Consider the following 16,968-nt stretch of genomic DNA (forward strand, 5'->3'; position numbering starts at 1 on the left):
AATTGCGTCCGACCGCATTCGTCGCTGGGCTATCGGCCGCCCGCGCCCGTCAGCTACCCGGATCTGGCCTTCCGGCTACCCATGGCCGCGACCATGCAGTAGCCTCTCAATCGGCTCGGTCCAAAATACCGGTCAGGTCAGCTGCTGCTTTTCTGCTCGTTGCGGCCCAACAGCCACGTTCATCCTCAGGTTGTATGGTGTAAAGCTTCGTGCAGCTCTGGATCGACGCTCTGCCCATATTTGGGTGATAAGGCGCTGGGAAGCGATCGGTCCGATGCCATCAACGGGACGCGGACGCGATGACGGGCACCAACAAGCCGGCCGATGAACTTCTGCCGGGGCAGACGCTGACCCAGTTCTTCCGCGCCGAGGCGGATGCGCTGTCCGCCGTGACGGTCATCGTGGCAACCTGGATGCGCAGAACAGAGGGTGCCCTAAAATTGCACCTCCGTCGGATGCCGCGCGACCTCAAGCCCCGCATGCGCTCTTGGACGAGCATCTTCGGATCACGTCAGCGCAGCTATCTCCGCGCTCTTAAATACGAGGATGGAGAAACCCTTGTCGCGATGACGCTCACGGCGGACGAGATCGACGACAACATGCGGGTAACTCTGTACCTCCCCAACGAAGCAGACGTCCGCGTTGGCGATCTGCTCGTGCTGAGTGTCGAGGCCATCGGCTCTCGGCCCGGCGCAGCCGCCACCGTATATCTGTCGAGCGGGGCCGATCGCATGCCGGGGCACGTCGCGCTGTACAGCCGGCAGGATGACCAGGGGCAGTACGGTCTAATCGCTCAGACAGCCTATTCCCCGCTGCTCGCTCCCACACCCCTCCCAACTCACCTCATGTGGAGCCCCGTGACGCAGTGCAACCTCAACTGCCCGCACTGCATCTCGCAGGAGACGCGCAAATCGGTAAAGCGCGCACCTGAGACGATCCGCGATCAGATCCGCTCATGGGTCGCCGCTGGGCACCTGAAGGAGATTGCTAGCGACTACAGCGGCGACATCCTGTGGGCCGACGCGCGGTTCGGTGGTGAACTGGACTTCTTGACCAGCCTCGACATCCCATTCGTCATCGACACCAACGGTTCCCACCTCACGCCAGAGGTTAGCGAGCGTCTGGCGACATCTAAGCTGGACCATCTCAGCATCTCCCTAGATGCCGCAACCGAGGAGACATTCCGACGCGTTCGCAAGGGCGCTCCGCCGCTTGCCGACGTGGTCGAGAACATCCGGTCAGCTGTGGAAACGAAACGACGTCTCGGCGGCACGCATCGCATCGCCATCAGCTTCACCATGATGCGCAGCAACCTCGACGAATTTCCCGACTTTCTGCGCCTCGCGCAATCAGTAGGTATTGAGATCGTCTACGCGCGTCATTTGATGGCGTTCACACCTGAAATGGCAGAGGAGTCTCTCTGGCACGAGCCTGAGCGATTTAATGCGATACGGCTGAAGAGCATCGCGCTCTCGGAACAGTTATGCCTTCACCGCCTGTTTATCCCGGAGCCATTCGAGGAGAAGAGGGTCAATGGACGGCTCCCCTGCATAATCCCATGGCAGGGCGCAGGAGTGCTGGGCAACGGCGATGTACTCGCGTGCTGCGTGCCCGGGCTGAAGATGGGCAACCTGCATGAGAACACGATGGAGGAGATCTGGAACGGTCCGCGCTACCAAGAACTGCGCAGGTCGGTGAACTCCGCCAACCCGCTTCCATCCTGCAAGACGTGCCCGATCATCCGCGATACCAACGATCGTGATAGCTACATGATCCACGAAGCGAGGACGCGGATAGCCGCCCAAGTTGCCTAAATGCGGAAGCGGGCGGCGGCCTACTGCGGGCTGACGCCAGGCGGCGGGTGCCGAAGTGACCCCTCACACTTGGACGGGTAAGCCCATGACCACGGCAGTCATCACCGTCGTGCGGCGCAGGCCGGGGGTGGCGGCCTCGTCCGCGAGCAGCTTCTTGGCCTGCAGGTGCATTTCGATCGCCTTGGCCTCTTTGATGGTGTGGCCGGACTTGAAGGTGAATGGCTTGGTCGATTCGTCCGCGAGGTAGGCGGCGGTGGCCGCCTCGATCTCTTCGTCCGTCACCACGGCTTTCCGGCGCAGGTCGCCGACGCTGGGGATCTCTTTGGCCATGACGGGAGCTACCGCAGGTGCTCCTGCTCGTCCATCAAGCAATGCTGCACGAGGACCGCGTTCTGAACGACGTCGGCTCGGCCGCCAGCGCGCGCACGGTCGCGAGTGTCACCGGGGCCGCCTTGCGCTTGCGCCCTGCCCTCCGCATGCCGAACCCTCCGGGCAAAAATTTTCCCATCGACTTAGCCGACCTTGGTCCCCCGTTTCTCGGGGAACGCTCCCCCGTCCTTCCAATGACTTAGCCTTGAGGGGGGCTTAACGGCAACGCTCGGATTTTATTGACACCTCAACGACTTGCTCGGGGCATTCTCGGGTCGCTCGCGGCGGGTCCAAGCTCCTTGCGCAGGGTGCGTGTTGGAGACACAGACGTTGCATCCCACGAATTCGTGTGTAATCTTACGCAAGCCGGAACGATGATCGGCTACGCGGTCGCTTCACATCCTGCCGCGGATCACGCGCCGACGGATCGAGGAGCAGCTGACCGGGCAGCAAAGTGTTCCGGAGATGTCGAGAACGGCGCACGGCCGCAAGATCCGCGAGGTGATTGCAGCCCTCTACAATGACGGTTGGTATCTGGCTCGGAAAGGACCGGGCGATCACGTCGAGTTCAAGCGCAGGGACAAGCCCGGAAAGGTGACAATCGACACGGGCGCGTCCGAGATACCGACCGGTACCCTACGCAGCATCTATCGGCAGGCCGGATGGACTTGGGGATGACAACGGCCGCGGATCCGTCTCGGGCCGGCGGTCCGATTCCTCGATGTCACCGGCAATCGAGATAGCGGACATGACCCACGTCGCAATGCTCGTGCACCAAGAGGATGGCGCGTTCGGTGCATCCTTCCCTGACTTCCCGGGCGCCACCACGGTCGCCGGCGATCTCGACACGCTCTATCGCAAGGCCGCCGAGATGCTGGCCTTCCACGTCGCCGGCATGGTGGAGGACGGGGACGAGATCCCGCGGCTGCGCACGCTGGACGCGTTGCGCGGCGATCCGGCCTTTCAGGCGGACAGCGCCGGGGCGATGGTGGCCCTCGTCCAGGTCGAGTTGCCAGGGCGGGCCGTGCGGGTGAACATCTCCATGGAGGAGGGCTTGCTGCGCCGCATCGACCGGGCCGCCGAGGCGACGGGCGAGAGCCGGTCTGCCTTCCTGGCACAGGCCGCCAAGGCACGCCTCTCGGCTGGCGCGTGACCAGCCGACGTGCCGGCAAAGGCGGACCGGTAGATTCGACCGTCGTGGCGCGTCCTCAGGACACCGCCCTTCCTCAAGCCGCCTGTGCAGCCGCCTCCTGCATCACCCCGGCGACGAGCGTATAGGTCGCGATCCACGCCGCCCGCACCTCCGGGGTGAAATCCGGGCCCAGCCCCTGCTCCAGGGTCCACAGCAGGGCCTCGCCCACCGGCGCGTAGTGGGCGGCCTGCGTGCCGTAGGCCACGTGCTTGCGCCCGAGATCCTGGAGCGCCGGCACCACCGTGTCCGGATGGTTCAGGTTGGCCACCGCCAGCCCCAGCATCGCCATGAGCTTCGACTTCTGCTCGGCCATGTCGTCGGGGAACAGGCCGCGCACCTGCGGGGCGATGTCGAAGAGCCGGCCATAGAATAGGTCGGCCGCCGCCCCGGCGATCGGCCGCACCTTCGCGAAACTGTCCTGCACCAGCCTGATCTGTTCGGGTGTCATCGCATCACCTGTCGAAGGGGCCCGAGGGCAGATTACACCCGGCCCACGCCCCCCGGATAACGCCCTATCGGAGCCTCAGGCCGCTTCCGGTGCCGCCCCGACGATCTGGCGGGCCTGCAGCAGAGTCATCGGCTCGCCGAAGGCGGGCCCGAGGGCGTACTCGCAGCCGAGGCCGGCGAGCGCCTGGGCGTCGGCCTCCGATTCGCAGCCCTCCGCCACGATGGCGAGGTTCAACTCGCTCGCCATGCGCACGATCGAGCGCAGGATCGCGGTCTGCCCGGTGCCGATCTGGCGCACGAAGGTCGCGTCGACCTTGATCGTGTCGAACGGGAAGCGCTGGAGATACGACAAAGCCGAGTAGCCGGTGCCGAAATCCGACAGGCACAGGCCCGCGCCGAGGTCGTGGATCCGCGCCAGCATCTGGGCGGCGTATTCCGGGTTCTCCATCACGAGGCTCTCGCTGAATTCCAGCTTGAGCGAGCCGGGCAGGGCGCCGGAGCGGGCCATCACGGTCTTCACGTCGTGCAGCAGGTCGTGGCGCAGGAGCTGGCGCGAGGACAGGTTGCAGGCCGCGAAGATCGGCGGCTCGACCTCCAGGGAGCGCTGCCAGGCCGCGAGTTCGAGCGCGGTGCGCTCCAGGGCGAAGATGCCGAGATTGACGATGAAGCCGCTCTCCTCGGCGAGCGGCATGAAGGTCGCGGCGGGGATGCGCCCGAGCTTCGGGTGGTCCCAGCGCAGAACGGTCTCGAACCCCGCCACGGTGCGGTCCTCCAGCCGGACCACCGGCAGGAACAGCACCTTCAGCTCGTTGCGCTCGATCGCCTTGCGCAGGTCGCCCTCCAGCATCAGCCGGTCCGAGCGGTCGGTGCGCATGTGGGCGCGAAACACCTCGATCCGGTCGCCGCCGTTGCGCTTGGCCTGGATCATGGCGATCTCGGCGCTCTTGAACACCTCGTCGCGCTTCAGGTTGGCGCCCGCCTCGTAGAGCGCGAGCCCGATGGACACGGTCAAAAAAATCTCGCGGTCGGCGTAGGTGATCGGCGTGGCGATCGCCCGGCGGATCATCTCGGCAAAGGCCAGGATCCGGTCGGGCTCGCGCTCGGAGAGCAGGATCACCGCGAACTCGTCGCCGGCCACCCGGGCCAGCGTATCCTGCGGGCGCAGCAGGCGGCCGAGCCGGCGCGACAGGGTCAGCAGGATCGAATCCCCCGCCGAGAGGCCGATCGCGTCGTTGATGCCCTTGAACCGGTCGACGTCGAGCACGATCACGGTGGGCTTGAGGCGCGGATCCTGGCTGGCGAAGGCGAGCGCCGCGTCGAGGCGGTCGCCGAACAATTCGCGGTTCGGCAGGCCGGTGAGGCTGTCGTGCACCGCGTCGTGGAGCAGGCGCTCCTCGGCGGTCTTGATCTCGGTGACGTCCGCGATCGTGCCGACCACGCGGATCACCTCGCCATCGGCGCCGATCACCGGGCGCGCCTTCAGCCGGTACCAGAAGAACGTGCCGGCCTCCGAGCGCAGGCGGAAATCGTGGACGATGCGGCCGCGCCGCTCCTCGATCACCGTGTCGAGGGCCGCCGAGTAGCGCTCCACGTCGAAGGGGTGGAGGGCGCCGAGCCAGTTGGTCGCCGGCCCCTCCAGGGTGCCCCGGGCGAGGCCGAGCTGGGCCTCGATCTCCGGCCCGACGAAGACCCGGTCGGCCGGCACGTCCCAGTCGAACACCACGTCGCCCGCGCCCGTCAGCGCCAGCGCCCGCCGTTCCGTGTCGGAGACCAGCGCGTGGCTGAGGCCGCCCCCCGCGAAGGCGTGCTGGAGCACCGTGAAGCCGATCAGCATCACGATCAGCACGAGGCCGCCGATGAGCGCCGGCTGCACGAGGTCGCTGCCGATCTGGCCGGTGACCGCGAAGCCCGCCGCCGCCACCCAGACGACGAGGAGCAGCCAGGTCGGCACCAGCAGGATCGCCCGGTCGTAGCCGTTATGGACCGCGAGGTAGAGGATCAGCAGCAGGCCGATGCCCGCCACCGCGGCGATCGAGATGCGCGCCACCCCCGCCGCCACCGGCGGGTCGAACACCGCGAGCCCGACGAGGCCGGCCAGGAAGGCGAGCCAGAAGAACGCCACGTGGCTGTAGCGCACGTGCCAGCGGGCGAGGTTGAGATAGGCGAACAGGAACACCAGCAGCGTGGCCCCGAGCACCGCCTCCGCGGAGGCCCGGTAGACCCGCTCGGCCAGCTCCGTGACCGGGAAGACCCGCTGCAGGAAGCCGAAATCGATGCAGGCATAGGCGAGCACCGACCACGCGAGCGCCGCGGCGGCGGGGAAGATGATCGCGCCCTTGACCACGAACACGATGGTCAGGAACAGGGCCAGCAAGCCGCTGATCCCGATGATGATGCCCTTGTAGAGGGTCAGGCCGGCGGCCTTCCGGCGGTAGGCGTCCTGGTCCCAGAGGTGGAGCTGGGGGATGTTGGCGCCGCGCAATTCGGCGACGTAGGTGACGGTCGTGCCGGGATCGAGCGTGATCGTGAACTGGTCGGCTTCCGGGTTCTCGTCCCGCTCGGGCCGGATGCCCTGGCTCGCCGTGATGGCGGCGATCCGCGAGCCGCCGAGATCGGGCCAGATCACCCCGGAATCGACCAGCCGGAAATGCGGGGCGATCAGGATCCGGTCGATCTGCTCGTCGGTGTCGTTGGTCAGCGCGAACACGATCCAGTCGGGCCGGGCGCCGGCGTCGCGCGCCTTCACGACGATCCGGCGCACGATCCCATCCTTGCCGGGTGCGGTCGAGATCTGGATCAGGTCGCCGTCCGAACGGTAGCGCTCGATCGCCGGGGTCAGGTCGATCACCGGGGCGTCGAGGGTGACGCGCACCGCCTCCACGGCCCGGGCGGGCTCGCTGAGCGCGAGGGCACCGACGAGACCGCCGACCAGGGCCAGGAGGAGGGCGAGGATGCGCAAGGGTGTCTTGGTGTCCGGCCGTGCGAGAAGCGGCGTCAGCCGCCCGGGCGGCCTCGATCGATAGGCATGGGCCTGACCTGGGGCAAGGTCGCCCCAGGGCCGGTCCACATGCCGCGGATCGCGCCCCTTTGCGGCCAAATCAAGTTGGGCAGGGGCTGAGGATAGCCATTTCGCGCCCCTCTCCGTCATCGCGAGCGCAGCGAAGCGGCCCAGGGACACGCGTCCGTCAGAGATCGCGCGCTGCCCTCGGTTGCTTCGCTGCGCTCGCACAGACGGCGGAGTCGAGCTCAAGCAGCCCGGAGCGCGCCCGCGATCTTATCAAGCGTCGGCAGCTTGCGGATCGGGCCGATCGCCGCCAGGGTCGGCGCGCCCCGCAGCATCGCGGCGGCGGCCGCGCGCACGTCCGCCACCGTCACGGCGTCGACCTTGGCGATCACCTCCCCGGCGGGGATCACCCGGCCCCAGGCCAGGATCTGGCGGGCGTTGCGCTCGATCCGCCCGCCGGGCGTCTCCAGGGCGGAGAGCAGCGAGACCTTGAGCTGCGCCTTGGCGCGGGCGATCTCGGCCTCGTTGAGATCGCGGGCGGCCTGCGCGGTGGCGGCGAGCGTCACGTCGACGAGTTCGGGCAGGTCCGCCCCGGCAGTGCCGGCACCGATGCCGAACAGGCCGCAATCCGAGAACGGCCAGTGGAAGGCCTGGATCTCGTAGGCGAGGCCGCGGGTCTCGCGCACCTCCTGCCAGAGCCGCGAGGTCAGGCCGCCGCCGAGCACCTGCGCGAACATGTGCAGGGCGTAGTAGCCCTCGTCCCGGAAGGAGAGGCCGGGCAGGCCGATCACCAGGTTGGCCTGTTCGAGCTTGCGCGGCATCCGCCGCTCGCCGCCGCCATAGACCCCCGGCACCGCCGTGGGGGCGGATTTGGCGGGGAGGGCGCCGAAATGGCGCTCGGCCGCCGCCACGATCGCCGCGTGCGTCACGGCCCCGGCGCCCGCCACCACGATGCGGTCGGGCGTGTATTCCCGGTCGAGATAGGCGCGGATCCCGGCCGCGTCGAAGCTCCGGATCGTCTCGGGGCGCCCGAGGATCGGCCGGCCGACCGGCTGGTCCGGGAAGGCGGCCTCCGTGAAGGCGTCGTAGACCACGTCGTCGGGGGTATCCTCGACGGCGGCGTATTCCTGCAGGATCACGCCCTTCTCCCGGGCGAGTTCGCCCGCGTCGAACACCGAATCGGTGAGGATGTCGCCGATCACGTCGAGGGCGAGGTCCGCATCCTCGCCCAGCACCCGGGCGGTGTAGCTCGTCCCCTCGGTGGAGGTGGCGGCGTTGATCTCGCCGCCGACATTCTCGATCGCCTCGGCGATCGCCTGCGCCGAGCGGGTGCGGGTGCCCTTGAACGCCATGTGCTCGATGAGGTGGGACAGCCCGGCCTCGTCGGCCCGCTCGTTGCGCGAGCCGGCGCCGACCCAGACGCCGAGGCTCGCGGTTGCGACGCCCGGCATCGGCTCGGTGACCACCGTGACGCCGTTCTCAAGCCGCGTGGTGCGCAGGGACGGCGAGGCGGCGTGGGTGGAGAAATGCTGGTTCATCGACGGCTCGTCGCGAAGGGGGCCGGATGCGGCGCGGGATCCCTCCCCCCTTTGCGGGGGAGGGTGGCCCGCGAAGCGGGGCGGGAGAGGGGAACCCGGCTTCCGGAAGGGGCAAAAGCCTTCATGAAGGCCGAGCGATATCCTGCACCGTCGCTCCCCTCTCCCGACCCCTGCTGACGCAGAGGGCGCCCATTGGGCCACCCTCCCCCGCAGAGGGGGGAGGGGGACCGGCGCGCCAAGCTCACGCGCCCCTCGTGATGCGGGCGCGCTCGCGGATCAGCTTTTCCACGGCGGCCTGGTCGTTGGCCACCCGGGTCAGACGCTCGGGCCGGTCCATCAGGTCGGCGAGGTGCGGGGGCAGGGGCGGGCGCAGGCCGCCCGTGGCCTTGGCGACCGCGTCCGGGAACTTTGCGGGGTGCGCGGTGCCGAGCGCCACCACCGGGGTCGCCGGATCCCGCTCCAGGAGCCGCCGCCCGGCGCGCACGCCGATGGCGCTGTGGGGATCGAGCACCACGCCGGTGGCCGCCTGGGTGAGGGCGATCTCTTCCATCACGTCGGGCTCCGGCACCGCCACGGCGTCGAACTCCGCCCGGACCGTGGCCAGCACCTCCGGGCTCAGCGCGAAGCCGCCGGACTGCTTCAGCCCGGCCATCAGCCGCGACAGGGAGGAGGCGTCGCGCCCCAGCGCCTCGAACAGCAGACGCTCGAAGTTCGAGGAGATCTGGATGTCCATGGAGGGCGAGGTGGTGGGGACCACGCCGCGCAGCGCGTAGGCGCCGTGCTCCAGGGTGCGCACCAGGATGTCGTTGGCGTTGGTGCCGATCATCAGCCGCCCGATCGGCAGGCCCATCTGCTTGGCGACCCAGCCGGCGAGCACGTCGCCGAAATTGCCGGTCGGCACCGCGAAGGAGACCGGGCGATGGGGGGAGCCCAAGGCCACCGCGCTGGTGAAGTAGTAGACCGCCTGCGCGGCGACCCGGGCCCAGTTGATCGAGTTGACGCCGGACAGGCGCACCGCATCGGCGAAATCGGCGTGCTGGAACAGGGCTTTGACGAGGTTCTGGCAATCGTCGAAGGTGCCGTCGACCGCGAGCGCGTGGACGTTCTGGGCCGGCACCGAGGTCATCTGCCGCCGCTGCACCTCCGAGACCCGCCCGTGCGGGTAGAGGATGAACACGTCGACCCGATCGAGCCCGCCGAAGGCCTCGACCGCGGCCGAGCCGGTATCCCCCGAGGTCGCGCCCACGATGGTGGCGCGGGTGCCGCGTGCGGTGAGCACGTGGTCCATCAGCCGCCCGAGCAGCTGCATCGCCACGTCCTTGAAGGCGAGGGTCGGCCCGTGGAAGAGTTCCAGCAGGAACAGGTTGTCGTCGAGCTGGGTCAGCGGGCAGACCGCCGGGTGGCGGAAGGTGGCGTAGGAATCCTCGATCATCCGGTCGAGGTCCGGGCCGGCGATCTCGCCGTCGATCAGCGGGCGCAGCACCCGCTTGGCGGCCTCGGCGTAGGGCCGGCCGGCGAGCGCGGCGATCTCCGCGGGGGCGATCCGCGGCCAGGTCTGCGGCACGTAGAGACCGCCGTCGCGGGCCAAGCCCGCCAGGAGCGCGTCCGAGAACGAGAGCGGCGCGGCCTCGCCGCGAGTCGAGACGTGGAGCACAGGGTCCTCCGAGGGAAGGCGCCCCCTCTACACGATGCCGGCGGGCCTGTCGAAAGCCGGGCGCGCCGCGGGCCGCGCGACCGGTCAGCCCGCAGGGCGGGGCCGATGGTTTAACCGGGGCTGAACGGGGTGGTTCAGGGTCGGTTCGGCAGCACTCGCCCATGTCTCGGGCCGCCCCGCGGCGATCGCGCCGGGGGCGGGATCCCTCCTCGAAGAGAGCCGATATGACCCGAATCATCGCCCTCGCGGGCGTCGCGGCCCTGCTGTCCGGCACCGTGGCCTTCGCCCAGGCGCCGCCGCCGCCCGGCGGCCCGCGGCCCGGCCCCGAGGCCGGCGCACCGCCTCCGCCGCCGCCGGGCGGTCCCCGCCGCGGCCCGGGTACCGACGTGCCGCCCCCGCCGCCGCCCGGAGGCCCGCAGCGGGACGCCGGCGGACCGCCGCCGCCTCCGCCGCCGCCGAAGGGCGCGCATTTCATCATCGCGCGCGGCGACGCCCGCATCGACGTGAAATGCGCCGACGACGACACGACGAAGGCCTGCGCCGACATCACCCTGCAGATGCTCGACAAACTCACGGCGCTGAAGCCCGAACCCCGGTGACCCCGTGCCCGCCGCCAGGGCGGCGGGCACCCCTTCAGGCGTTGGTACCCGGCGCCTTGATCAGGCGGCAGCCGGTGATGCGCCACTGCCCGTCCGCGTCCCGGGCGAGGCTGTACTCGGCGGTCCAGTCGACGCCGTACTCGTCCTGGATCGCCACCGACTGGGCCACGCTGTCCGCGCCGGTATCCCGGCCCTCGCCGAACACAAAGCTGCGGTGCCGGTAGACCGGCCGGTACTGGTTGCGGACCATGCCGATGAACAGGTCGGCGTTCGGGAAGAGTTCGCGGATGGCCGGGGCGGCCTGATCGTAGGCGGCCGGCGCGTCGTCGCGGCCGAGCGCCTGCTCCTGCCGGGCGATTACCGCCCGGGCCGCCGCACGCCCCGCCTCGTCGGCCGCAGCCGGTCCCGCGAGGACGAGCGGGAGGACGAGAAGGAGAGGAGCGGACCACGCGCGCATCGACGTCACTCCGGCAGAACCGAGCCGATAACAATCATCGACTATCGAACATGGTCGCCGGCAGCGCGAAAGCAATCCTCTCTCAAGTTCTCGTTACGGCACCCCGTGCAAGGCTGTCGCGCCGGCCGGTCCCGGGGACGGGCATCGCTTTAGCATGCATCGCGCTCTAGTTGTGCAAGTCGCTGGAAAGATGCGCATTTCCGCGCCGATCCGGGCCTGCGGGTTTGATTCTCCGCCCCGGTTTTGCGAGCGTCCGGCAATCGAGTCGGCTCCGCGGGACCGGCCCGGCGGAGAGCAGGTGATGACCCAGATCGAGACGAGTTCGCAGACATCCGCCGGGGATATGCCTGCCATGAGCGTCGGGGTGTTCATCCCGATCGGCAACAACGGCTGGTTGATCTCGGAGAACGCCCCGCAGTACCGCCCGAGCTTCGCGCTCAACAAGGCGATCACCCTGAAGGCCGAGGGTTACGGGCTCGACTTCGCCCTGTCGATGATCAAGCTGCGCGGATTCGGCGGCAAAACCGAGTTCTGGGACCACAACCTCGAATCGTTCACCCTGATGGCGGGGCTCGCCGCCGTCACCAGCCGGATCAAGCTGTTCGCCACCGCGGCGACCCTGTGCCTGCCGCCCGCGATCGTCGCCCGGATGGCCGCGACGATCGACTCGATCTCGGACGGGCGCTTCGGCGTGAACCTCGTCACCGGCTGGCAGAAGCCGGAATACGACCAGATGGGCCTCTGGCCCGGCGACGCGCATTTCGCGAGGCGGTACGACTACCTGGCTGAGTATGCTCAAGTTTTGCGCGACCTGTGGGAGACGGGCGCCAGCGACCGCAAGGGCACCTATTTCCAGATGACCGATTGCCGCCTGAGCCCCCGGCCGCAGGCGCCGATGAAGATCATCTGCGCCGGCCAGAGCGGGGCGGGGCTGGCCTTCACGGCGCAGTACGCCGACTACAATTTCTGCCTCGGGAAAGGGCTCAACACGCCGACCGCCTTCGCCCCCGTGGTGGAGAAGCTCGCGGAGGCCCGCGCCAGGACCGGCCGTCACGTCACCTGCTACGCCCTGTTCATGATCATCGCCGACGAGACCGACGCCGCCGCGATGGCCACCTGGGCGCATTACCGGGCGGGGGCCGACGCCGAGGCGATCGCGTGGCTCGGCCTCCAGGGCGCGGCCGACACCAAGTCGGGCGGCGACACCAACGTGCGCCAGCTCGCGGACCCCGCCGCGGCGGTGAACCTCAACATGGGCACCCTGGTCGGCAGCTACGCCAGCGTGGCGGCGATGCTCGACGCGATCATGACCATCGACGGGGTGGAGGGCGTGCTGCTGGTGTTCGACGACTTCCTCAAGGGTCTCGACGCCTTCGGGACCCGGATCCAGCCGCTGATGCGCACGCGCCGGCATATCACCGCTCCCCTGGCGGAGGTCGCCTGATGGACGCGCCCGCCGGATACCGCGATCCCCACGGCCGCCACGGCGGCACCGTCCTGCCGGCCCGGCCCGAGCCGATCGCCTTCGACCCGGCCGCCACGGTGCTCATCGTGGTGGACGTGCAGAACGCCTATGCGAGCGCGGGGGGCTACCTCGACCTCGCGGGCTTCGACGTGTCGGGCACCGGCCCGGTGATCGCGCAGATCGTCCGGGCCGTGGCCGCCGCCCGGGTGGCCGGCATCCGGATCCTGTGGTTCCAGAACGGCTGGGATCCGGATTACGTCGAGGCGGGCGGTCCCGGCTCGCCGAACTGGCACAAATCGAATGCCCTCAAGACCATGCGCCGGAGGCCGGAGATGAATGCGCGGCTCCTCGCCAAGGGCTCCTGGGACTACGCCCTGGTGGACGCCCTGACGCCCGAGCCCGGCGACCTGACGATCGGCAAGCCGCGCTACAGCGGCTTCTACAACACGCCGCTGGACAGCATGCTCCGCGCCCGGGGCGTGAACACGCTGGTCTTCACCGGCATCGCCACCAATGTCTGCGTGGAATCGACCCTGCGGGACGGGTTCCACCGGGAATATTTCGGGATCGTGCTGGCGGATGCCACCCACCAGGCCGGGCCGGAGAGCCTGCATCACGGGGCGCTCGCCAACATCGAGACCTTCTTCGGCTGGGTCTCGGACGTGTCGTCGTTCGAGGCCGCCCTCGGCGCGGGGGGCCGCGCCGCAGCCGAGTAGATCACCCGTCGTCCCAGCACCCGCACCGCAAGAGTCCCAAAAAATGAAGCAGGTCGTTATTCCGCCGGGGACCGGCAAGCCGCTCGCCCCCTACGTGCCGGGCACGCTGGCCGACGGGGTGCTGTACGTCTCGGGCACGCTGCCGCTGGATGCGCAAGCCAACGTCGTCCATGTCGGCGACGCCGCCGCCCAGGCCCGGCACGTGCTGGAGACCATCAAGGGCGTGGTCGAGGCCGCGGGCGGCACCCTGGACGACGTCACCTTCAACCACGTCTTCCTGAAGGACTGGGCCGATTACGCGGCGATCAACGCCGTCTACGCGGAGTACTTTCCGGGGGAGAAGCCGGCGCGGTACTGCATTCAGTGCGGGCTCGTGAAGCCGGAGGCGCTGGTGGAGATCGCCTCCGTGGCGCATGTCGGCCGCTGACGGCGGCGCCTCGTGTCCGATGGGCCAGGGCTTCGCCCTGGCGACCCACCAAAGGGCTCGCCCTTTGGAAACCCGGACCTGAAGTTCAGCCTACTCTTCGTGCCGCCGCGGCGAGGCGCGGCAGCGCCGCCGCCAGGAGGGCGGCCGCGCGCAGCACCTCCGCGGCCTCGGCCGGCGAGCGGTGGGCGAGCGCCAGGGCGAGCCGCAGGGGTATCTGCGCGCCAAAGCTCACCGCGGTCAGCGCCAGGGCCGCGGCGGCGCCGTGGTGCTTGCCGGCGTAGAGGATCTGGCTGCGCAGGAAGTAGAACAGCCGCCGCGCCCGCACCTGCCGCGTGGTGCCCTGGCCGAGATGACGGGCGACCGCCCCGGCCACGTGCCGCACGGAGAAACCCGCCACCCGGGCGCGGGTGCAGAGATCGGCATCCTCCCAGTAGACGAAGAAGCGCGGGTCGAACCCGCCGAGCCTAGCGAACAGGTCGCGGCGGATCATCAGGAAGGCGCCCATCACCTGATCGACGGTGCGATCCTCCGCGTGGTCCCAGTCGCGGAGGAAGTGCGGGGGCACGAGGCCCAGCCGGTCCAGCGCCAGGGCGCGGCCGAGGAGGCCGAGCGCCGTGGGGGCCCGGGCGCAGGAGCGCGCGGTCCGCCCGTCGGGATCGATGAGCCGGGCGCCGACGATCCCGGTCCGCGGATCGGCCAGCAGGGCGGCCCGGGCCACGCCGAGGGCCCCGGGCTCGACCTGCGTGTCGGGGTTGAGGAACAGGATCGCGGGGGCCGCGCCCGCGGCGGCGCCCTGGTCGCAGGCCCGGCCGAAGCCGAGATTGTCCGCATTGCGGATCAGCCGGAGCGGGCGGGGCAGGGGGGGCAGGTCGTCGGCGGAGCCGTCGGTCGAGGCGTTGTCCACCACGATGACCTGCACGGATCCGGCGTCCTGCGCGGCCGCGAGGCTCGCGAGGCAGGCCCGCAGCAGCGCACCGCCGTTCCAGTTGACGATCACCACGTCCAGGACCGGGGAGAGGGCAGGGCGCTCGATCACGGCAGATCCTCGGGTGGTCCGAGGCGTCCGAGGGCGCCGTCGCGGGCGGCCACGAGGAGCCGCAGCAGCACGGCAGGGCGCCAGCCCGAATCGGCCCAGTACAGCCCGGCCTGGAGGGGCAGGTAGGCGGCCTGGGCGAGCTTCCAGCGGAGCGGCACGTGCGGCAGCCGCCACGCATAGACTGCGTTGCGCAGGTAGGTCGCCATGCGGAACAGGGGCTGACGCGGCATCGTGATCCCGAAGGCCCGGATCGCCCCGCCGCCGACCCGGTGCGGAATCGCGACGTCGCGGGCGACGTAGCAGCCGTAGCCGAGGCTCCAGGCGCGAAAGCACCATTCGAGCTCGACCCCGTCGATGAAGAAGTCGGCCCGGAACGGGCCGACCCGCTCGAACGCGGCGAGATCGATCAGCGAGCCCGAGGTCGCCAGGAACTGCACCGGGGCGAGGGCGCCATGGTCCGGTACGCCGGGGCGGCGGGGATAGGCCGGCGCCTTGTGGCCGGCGGCCGGCGCCGGGGCGGGGCCCGCAACCGCCGCCAAGATCCCGGCACGCCGCAACTGCCCGAGGGCGGCGAGCAGCGCCGCGGCGAGATTTCCCGGCGGCTCGGCATCCTGATCGAGGAGCAGGAGCGTCCCGGCTCCCGCGTCCCGGGCAGAAGCGGCGATCCGGTTGAGCGCCGCCGCGATGCCGATGTTGCGCCCCTCCGACAGCAGGCGCACGCCGGCGCGGACGAGGCGCGCCGCGTCCGCCGCCGGGAGACCGCCGTTGTCGAAGGCGATCACCGGGGCGCCCGCGACCGCGGCCTGGGCCAGCACGCGCTCCACCTGATCCGGGCCCGGCCGGAACAGGGTGACCCCGAGGGCGAGGCGGTTCGGGTTTGGATCAGGCACCGTGCGGGTCCCGGCGCCTCACGCCTGCTCCACCGCGACGGTCGCCGCCTCCAGGGCGGCCGTGATCGCGGCGGCCTGTCCGTCGCTGAGCGGCCCGCGGGCGAGGCGCATCTGCAGGGCGAGCTTCAGCCCCTCCTTGGCGCGCACCAGGGAGGGCGGCGGCCCGTCGCCCCGGGCGGCCTCGGCCTGCGCCATCCGGGCGAGGATCGCCTCCAGGGTCGGGCGGTTGCCGTCGAGGACGGCCTGGCCCTCCGGGGTGATCGTGTGCAGCCGCTTGGTGCCCTCCCCGGGGGTCACCGTGACGTGGCCGAGTTCCTCGAGCAGCGTCAGCGTCGGGTAGACCGTGCCGGGGCTCGGGCTGTAGGCGCCGCCGACCCGCTCCTCGATGGCCTTGATGATCTCGTAGCCGTGCCGCGGCTTCTCGGCGATCAGGTGGAGGATCACGAGCCTCAGGTCGCCGTGGGCGAAGAAGCGGGCGAGGTCGCCGCGACCGCCGCGGCCGAACATCCGGCGCTCGCCCGGTCCGCGGCTGGGCTGCCCGTGCCGCCCCCGGTGATCGCCCCCCATCGGGCCGCGATGGGCCCGGAAGCGGTAGGCGTCGAAGGGATCGGCGTGGAAGGGGTCCATGGTGTCCCGTTGCATGATGGCGACTCACTTTCGATATGTCGCTTTAATCGATATATCGAAAGTGAGTCGCCCGCAAGGAGCTGGCCCTCCGACAGCGTGAGCCTGGGCATGGCGGGGGGATCGAGTCCGAGTGCGGCGTCACGGAGCGGCCTGCGGTTTACGGGTCCCGCCGGTTCGGTTAGTGCGGCGGCTCACCGATGCCACCGGCTCGCACCATGCCCCGCGCCCGACGCCGTCCGACAGCCGCCCATGATCCGATCCGAGATCCGATCCGAGATCCGCGCGGCGACCGCGCTCCGGGGCGGCACGCGGTGAGCGCAGCGGCGCGGAGTCCCGCGACGCGCCGCGGATCCGATGGGACGGACCGGCCCCCCGTCCCGGAGCCGGCCGGGATCCGACGCCCCAGCGACGAGGACGCCGCATGATCTCCGTCAACGAGGACATGAAGCAGGCGATGCTGCGGCGGGGCATCTCGGCCCTGCATTCTGCGCCGTTCGCCCTTCCGGAGGATTGCACCTTCGAGCCGCCGTGCAGCATCAAGTGGATGGGCATCGACTACTGCCTCACCATGGGGGCGTTCTCGTACGCGGTGAGCGGCTACTATTTCGGCGCCGACATCGCCCGCTACGTCTCGATCGGCGAGAGCGTGCAGGTCGGGCGCGGCAGCCACCCGGTCCAGTGCGGCTCGACCTCGCCGCTGTTCTACACCCACCACCCGGCGGTGCTCGACCGC

16 protein-coding genes and 1 pseudogene are annotated in these 16,968 nt (G+C 70.0%); 8 read left to right on the top strand and 9 right to left on the bottom strand.

From position 1 onward, the window contains the following. Nucleotides 1–299: 299 nt before the first annotated feature. Nucleotides 300–1,814, top strand: a complete 1,515-nt coding sequence (locus MKK75_RS21635) for a radical SAM protein (RefSeq protein ID WP_244044575.1) — start codon at nucleotides 300–302, stop codon at nucleotides 1,812–1,814. Between the two features lie 63 nt (nucleotides 1,815–1,877). Here the strand turns inward: MKK75_RS21635 and MKK75_RS21640 are convergent, their stop codons facing one another. Further along, nucleotides 1,878–2,144 carry a hypothetical protein gene (locus MKK75_RS21640; RefSeq protein ID WP_244044576.1) on the bottom strand — a complete coding sequence of 89 codons (267 nt, stop codon included), beginning with the start codon at nucleotides 2,142–2,144 and terminating at the stop codon, nucleotides 1,878–1,880. A 504-nt stretch (nucleotides 2,145–2,648) separates the two neighbouring features. On the opposite strand from MKK75_RS21640, the gene MKK75_RS21645 reads away from it, so the two are divergent. Together MKK75_RS21645 and MKK75_RS21650 are read left to right on the top strand one after the other, a co-directional pair. Next, nucleotides 2,649–2,861, top strand: coding sequence for a type II toxin-antitoxin system HicA family toxin (locus MKK75_RS21645; protein WP_244044577.1), 213 nt, complete (start codon nucleotides 2,649–2,651; stop codon nucleotides 2,859–2,861). 70 nt (nucleotides 2,862–2,931) lie between these two features. Beyond that, nucleotides 2,932–3,336, top strand: a complete 405-nt coding sequence (locus MKK75_RS21650; protein WP_244044578.1) for a type II toxin-antitoxin system HicB family antitoxin — start codon at nucleotides 2,932–2,934, stop codon at nucleotides 3,334–3,336. A 73-nt stretch (nucleotides 3,337–3,409) separates the two neighbouring features. On the opposite strand, the gene MKK75_RS21655 is transcribed toward MKK75_RS21650, so the two are convergent. The 4 genes from MKK75_RS21655 to thrC form a co-directional block, all read right to left on the bottom strand. Next, complete coding sequence (locus MKK75_RS21655; protein WP_244044579.1) at nucleotides 3,410–3,823, bottom strand: globin family protein; 414 nt, start codon at nucleotides 3,821–3,823, stop codon at nucleotides 3,410–3,412. 75 nt (nucleotides 3,824–3,898) lie between these two features. Then, nucleotides 3,899–6,781, bottom strand: coding sequence for an EAL domain-containing protein (locus MKK75_RS21660; protein WP_244044580.1), 2,883 nt, complete (start codon nucleotides 6,779–6,781; stop codon nucleotides 3,899–3,901). A 287-nt stretch (nucleotides 6,782–7,068) separates the two neighbouring features. Beyond that, nucleotides 7,069–8,364 (bottom strand): M16 family metallopeptidase, encoded by a 1,296-nt coding sequence (locus MKK75_RS21665; RefSeq protein ID WP_244044581.1) that lies wholly within the window; start codon nucleotides 8,362–8,364, stop codon nucleotides 7,069–7,071. A 241-nt stretch (nucleotides 8,365–8,605) separates the two neighbouring features. Then, complete coding sequence (thrC, locus tag MKK75_RS21670; RefSeq protein ID WP_244044582.1) at nucleotides 8,606–10,018, bottom strand: threonine synthase; 1,413 nt, start codon at nucleotides 10,016–10,018, stop codon at nucleotides 8,606–8,608. A 224-nt stretch (nucleotides 10,019–10,242) separates the two neighbouring features. Here thrC and MKK75_RS21675 point away from each other — a divergent pair, with 224 nt between their 5' ends. Next, on the top strand, nucleotides 10,243–10,617 hold the full coding sequence (locus MKK75_RS21675; protein ID WP_244044583.1) for a hypothetical protein: 375 nt from the start codon (nucleotides 10,243–10,245) through the stop codon (nucleotides 10,615–10,617). Nucleotides 10,618–10,651: 34 nt separating this feature from the next. Here MKK75_RS21675 and MKK75_RS21680 read toward each other — a convergent pair whose 3' ends face one another. After that, nucleotides 10,652–11,074 (bottom strand): DUF4864 domain-containing protein, encoded by a 423-nt coding sequence (locus tag MKK75_RS21680; protein ID WP_244044584.1) that lies wholly within the window; start codon nucleotides 11,072–11,074, stop codon nucleotides 10,652–10,654. 352 nt (nucleotides 11,075–11,426) lie between these two features. On the opposite strand from MKK75_RS21680, the gene rutA reads away from it, so the two are divergent. The 3 genes from rutA to rutC are packed head-to-tail and all read left to right on the top strand — an operon-like array spanning nucleotide 11,427 to nucleotide 13,682. Beyond that, complete coding sequence (gene rutA / locus MKK75_RS21685; RefSeq protein WP_244044590.1) at nucleotides 11,427–12,518, top strand: pyrimidine utilization protein A; 1,092 nt, start codon at nucleotides 11,427–11,429, stop codon at nucleotides 12,516–12,518. Further along, entirely contained in the window at nucleotides 12,518–13,255 is a 738-nt protein-coding gene (gene rutB / locus MKK75_RS21690) for a pyrimidine utilization protein B (protein WP_244044585.1), read from the top strand. The genes rutA and rutB overlap by 1 nt, the downstream gene beginning before the upstream one ends. A 43-nt stretch (nucleotides 13,256–13,298) precedes the next feature. Beyond that, the gene (gene rutC / locus MKK75_RS21695; protein ID WP_244044586.1) at nucleotides 13,299–13,682 is read left to right on the top strand and encodes a pyrimidine utilization protein C; all 384 of its coding nucleotides are present in this window, start codon (nucleotides 13,299–13,301) and stop codon (nucleotides 13,680–13,682) included. An 85-nt stretch (nucleotides 13,683–13,767) separates the two neighbouring features. On the opposite strand, the gene MKK75_RS21700 is transcribed toward rutC, so the two are convergent. The 3 genes from MKK75_RS21700 to MKK75_RS21710 are packed head-to-tail and all read right to left on the bottom strand — an operon-like array spanning nucleotide 13,768 to nucleotide 16,250. Beyond that, a complete protein-coding gene (locus MKK75_RS21700; RefSeq protein WP_244044587.1) occupies nucleotides 13,768–14,718 on the bottom strand; it encodes a glycosyltransferase family 2 protein in 951 nt (316 codons plus the stop codon). Continuing rightward, nucleotides 14,715–15,608, bottom strand: a complete 894-nt coding sequence (locus tag MKK75_RS21705) for a glycosyltransferase family 2 protein (RefSeq protein WP_244044588.1) — start codon at nucleotides 15,606–15,608, stop codon at nucleotides 14,715–14,717. The genes MKK75_RS21700 and MKK75_RS21705 overlap by 4 nt, the downstream gene beginning before the upstream one ends. Before the next feature lie 18 nt (nucleotides 15,609–15,626). Continuing rightward, nucleotides 15,627–16,250, bottom strand: a complete 624-nt coding sequence (locus tag MKK75_RS21710) for a PadR family transcriptional regulator (RefSeq protein ID WP_244044589.1) — start codon at nucleotides 16,248–16,250, stop codon at nucleotides 15,627–15,629. Between the two features lie 406 nt (nucleotides 16,251–16,656). Between MKK75_RS21710 and MKK75_RS21715 the strand changes: the two are divergent. Next, nucleotides 16,657–16,968: pseudogene (locus tag MKK75_RS21715) on the top strand (antibiotic acetyltransferase); the annotation flags it as partial.

The sequence above is a fragment of the Methylobacterium sp. J-030 genome (assembly GCF_022829545.1).
Classification (GTDB): Bacteria; Pseudomonadota; Alphaproteobacteria; order Rhizobiales; family Beijerinckiaceae; genus Methylobacterium.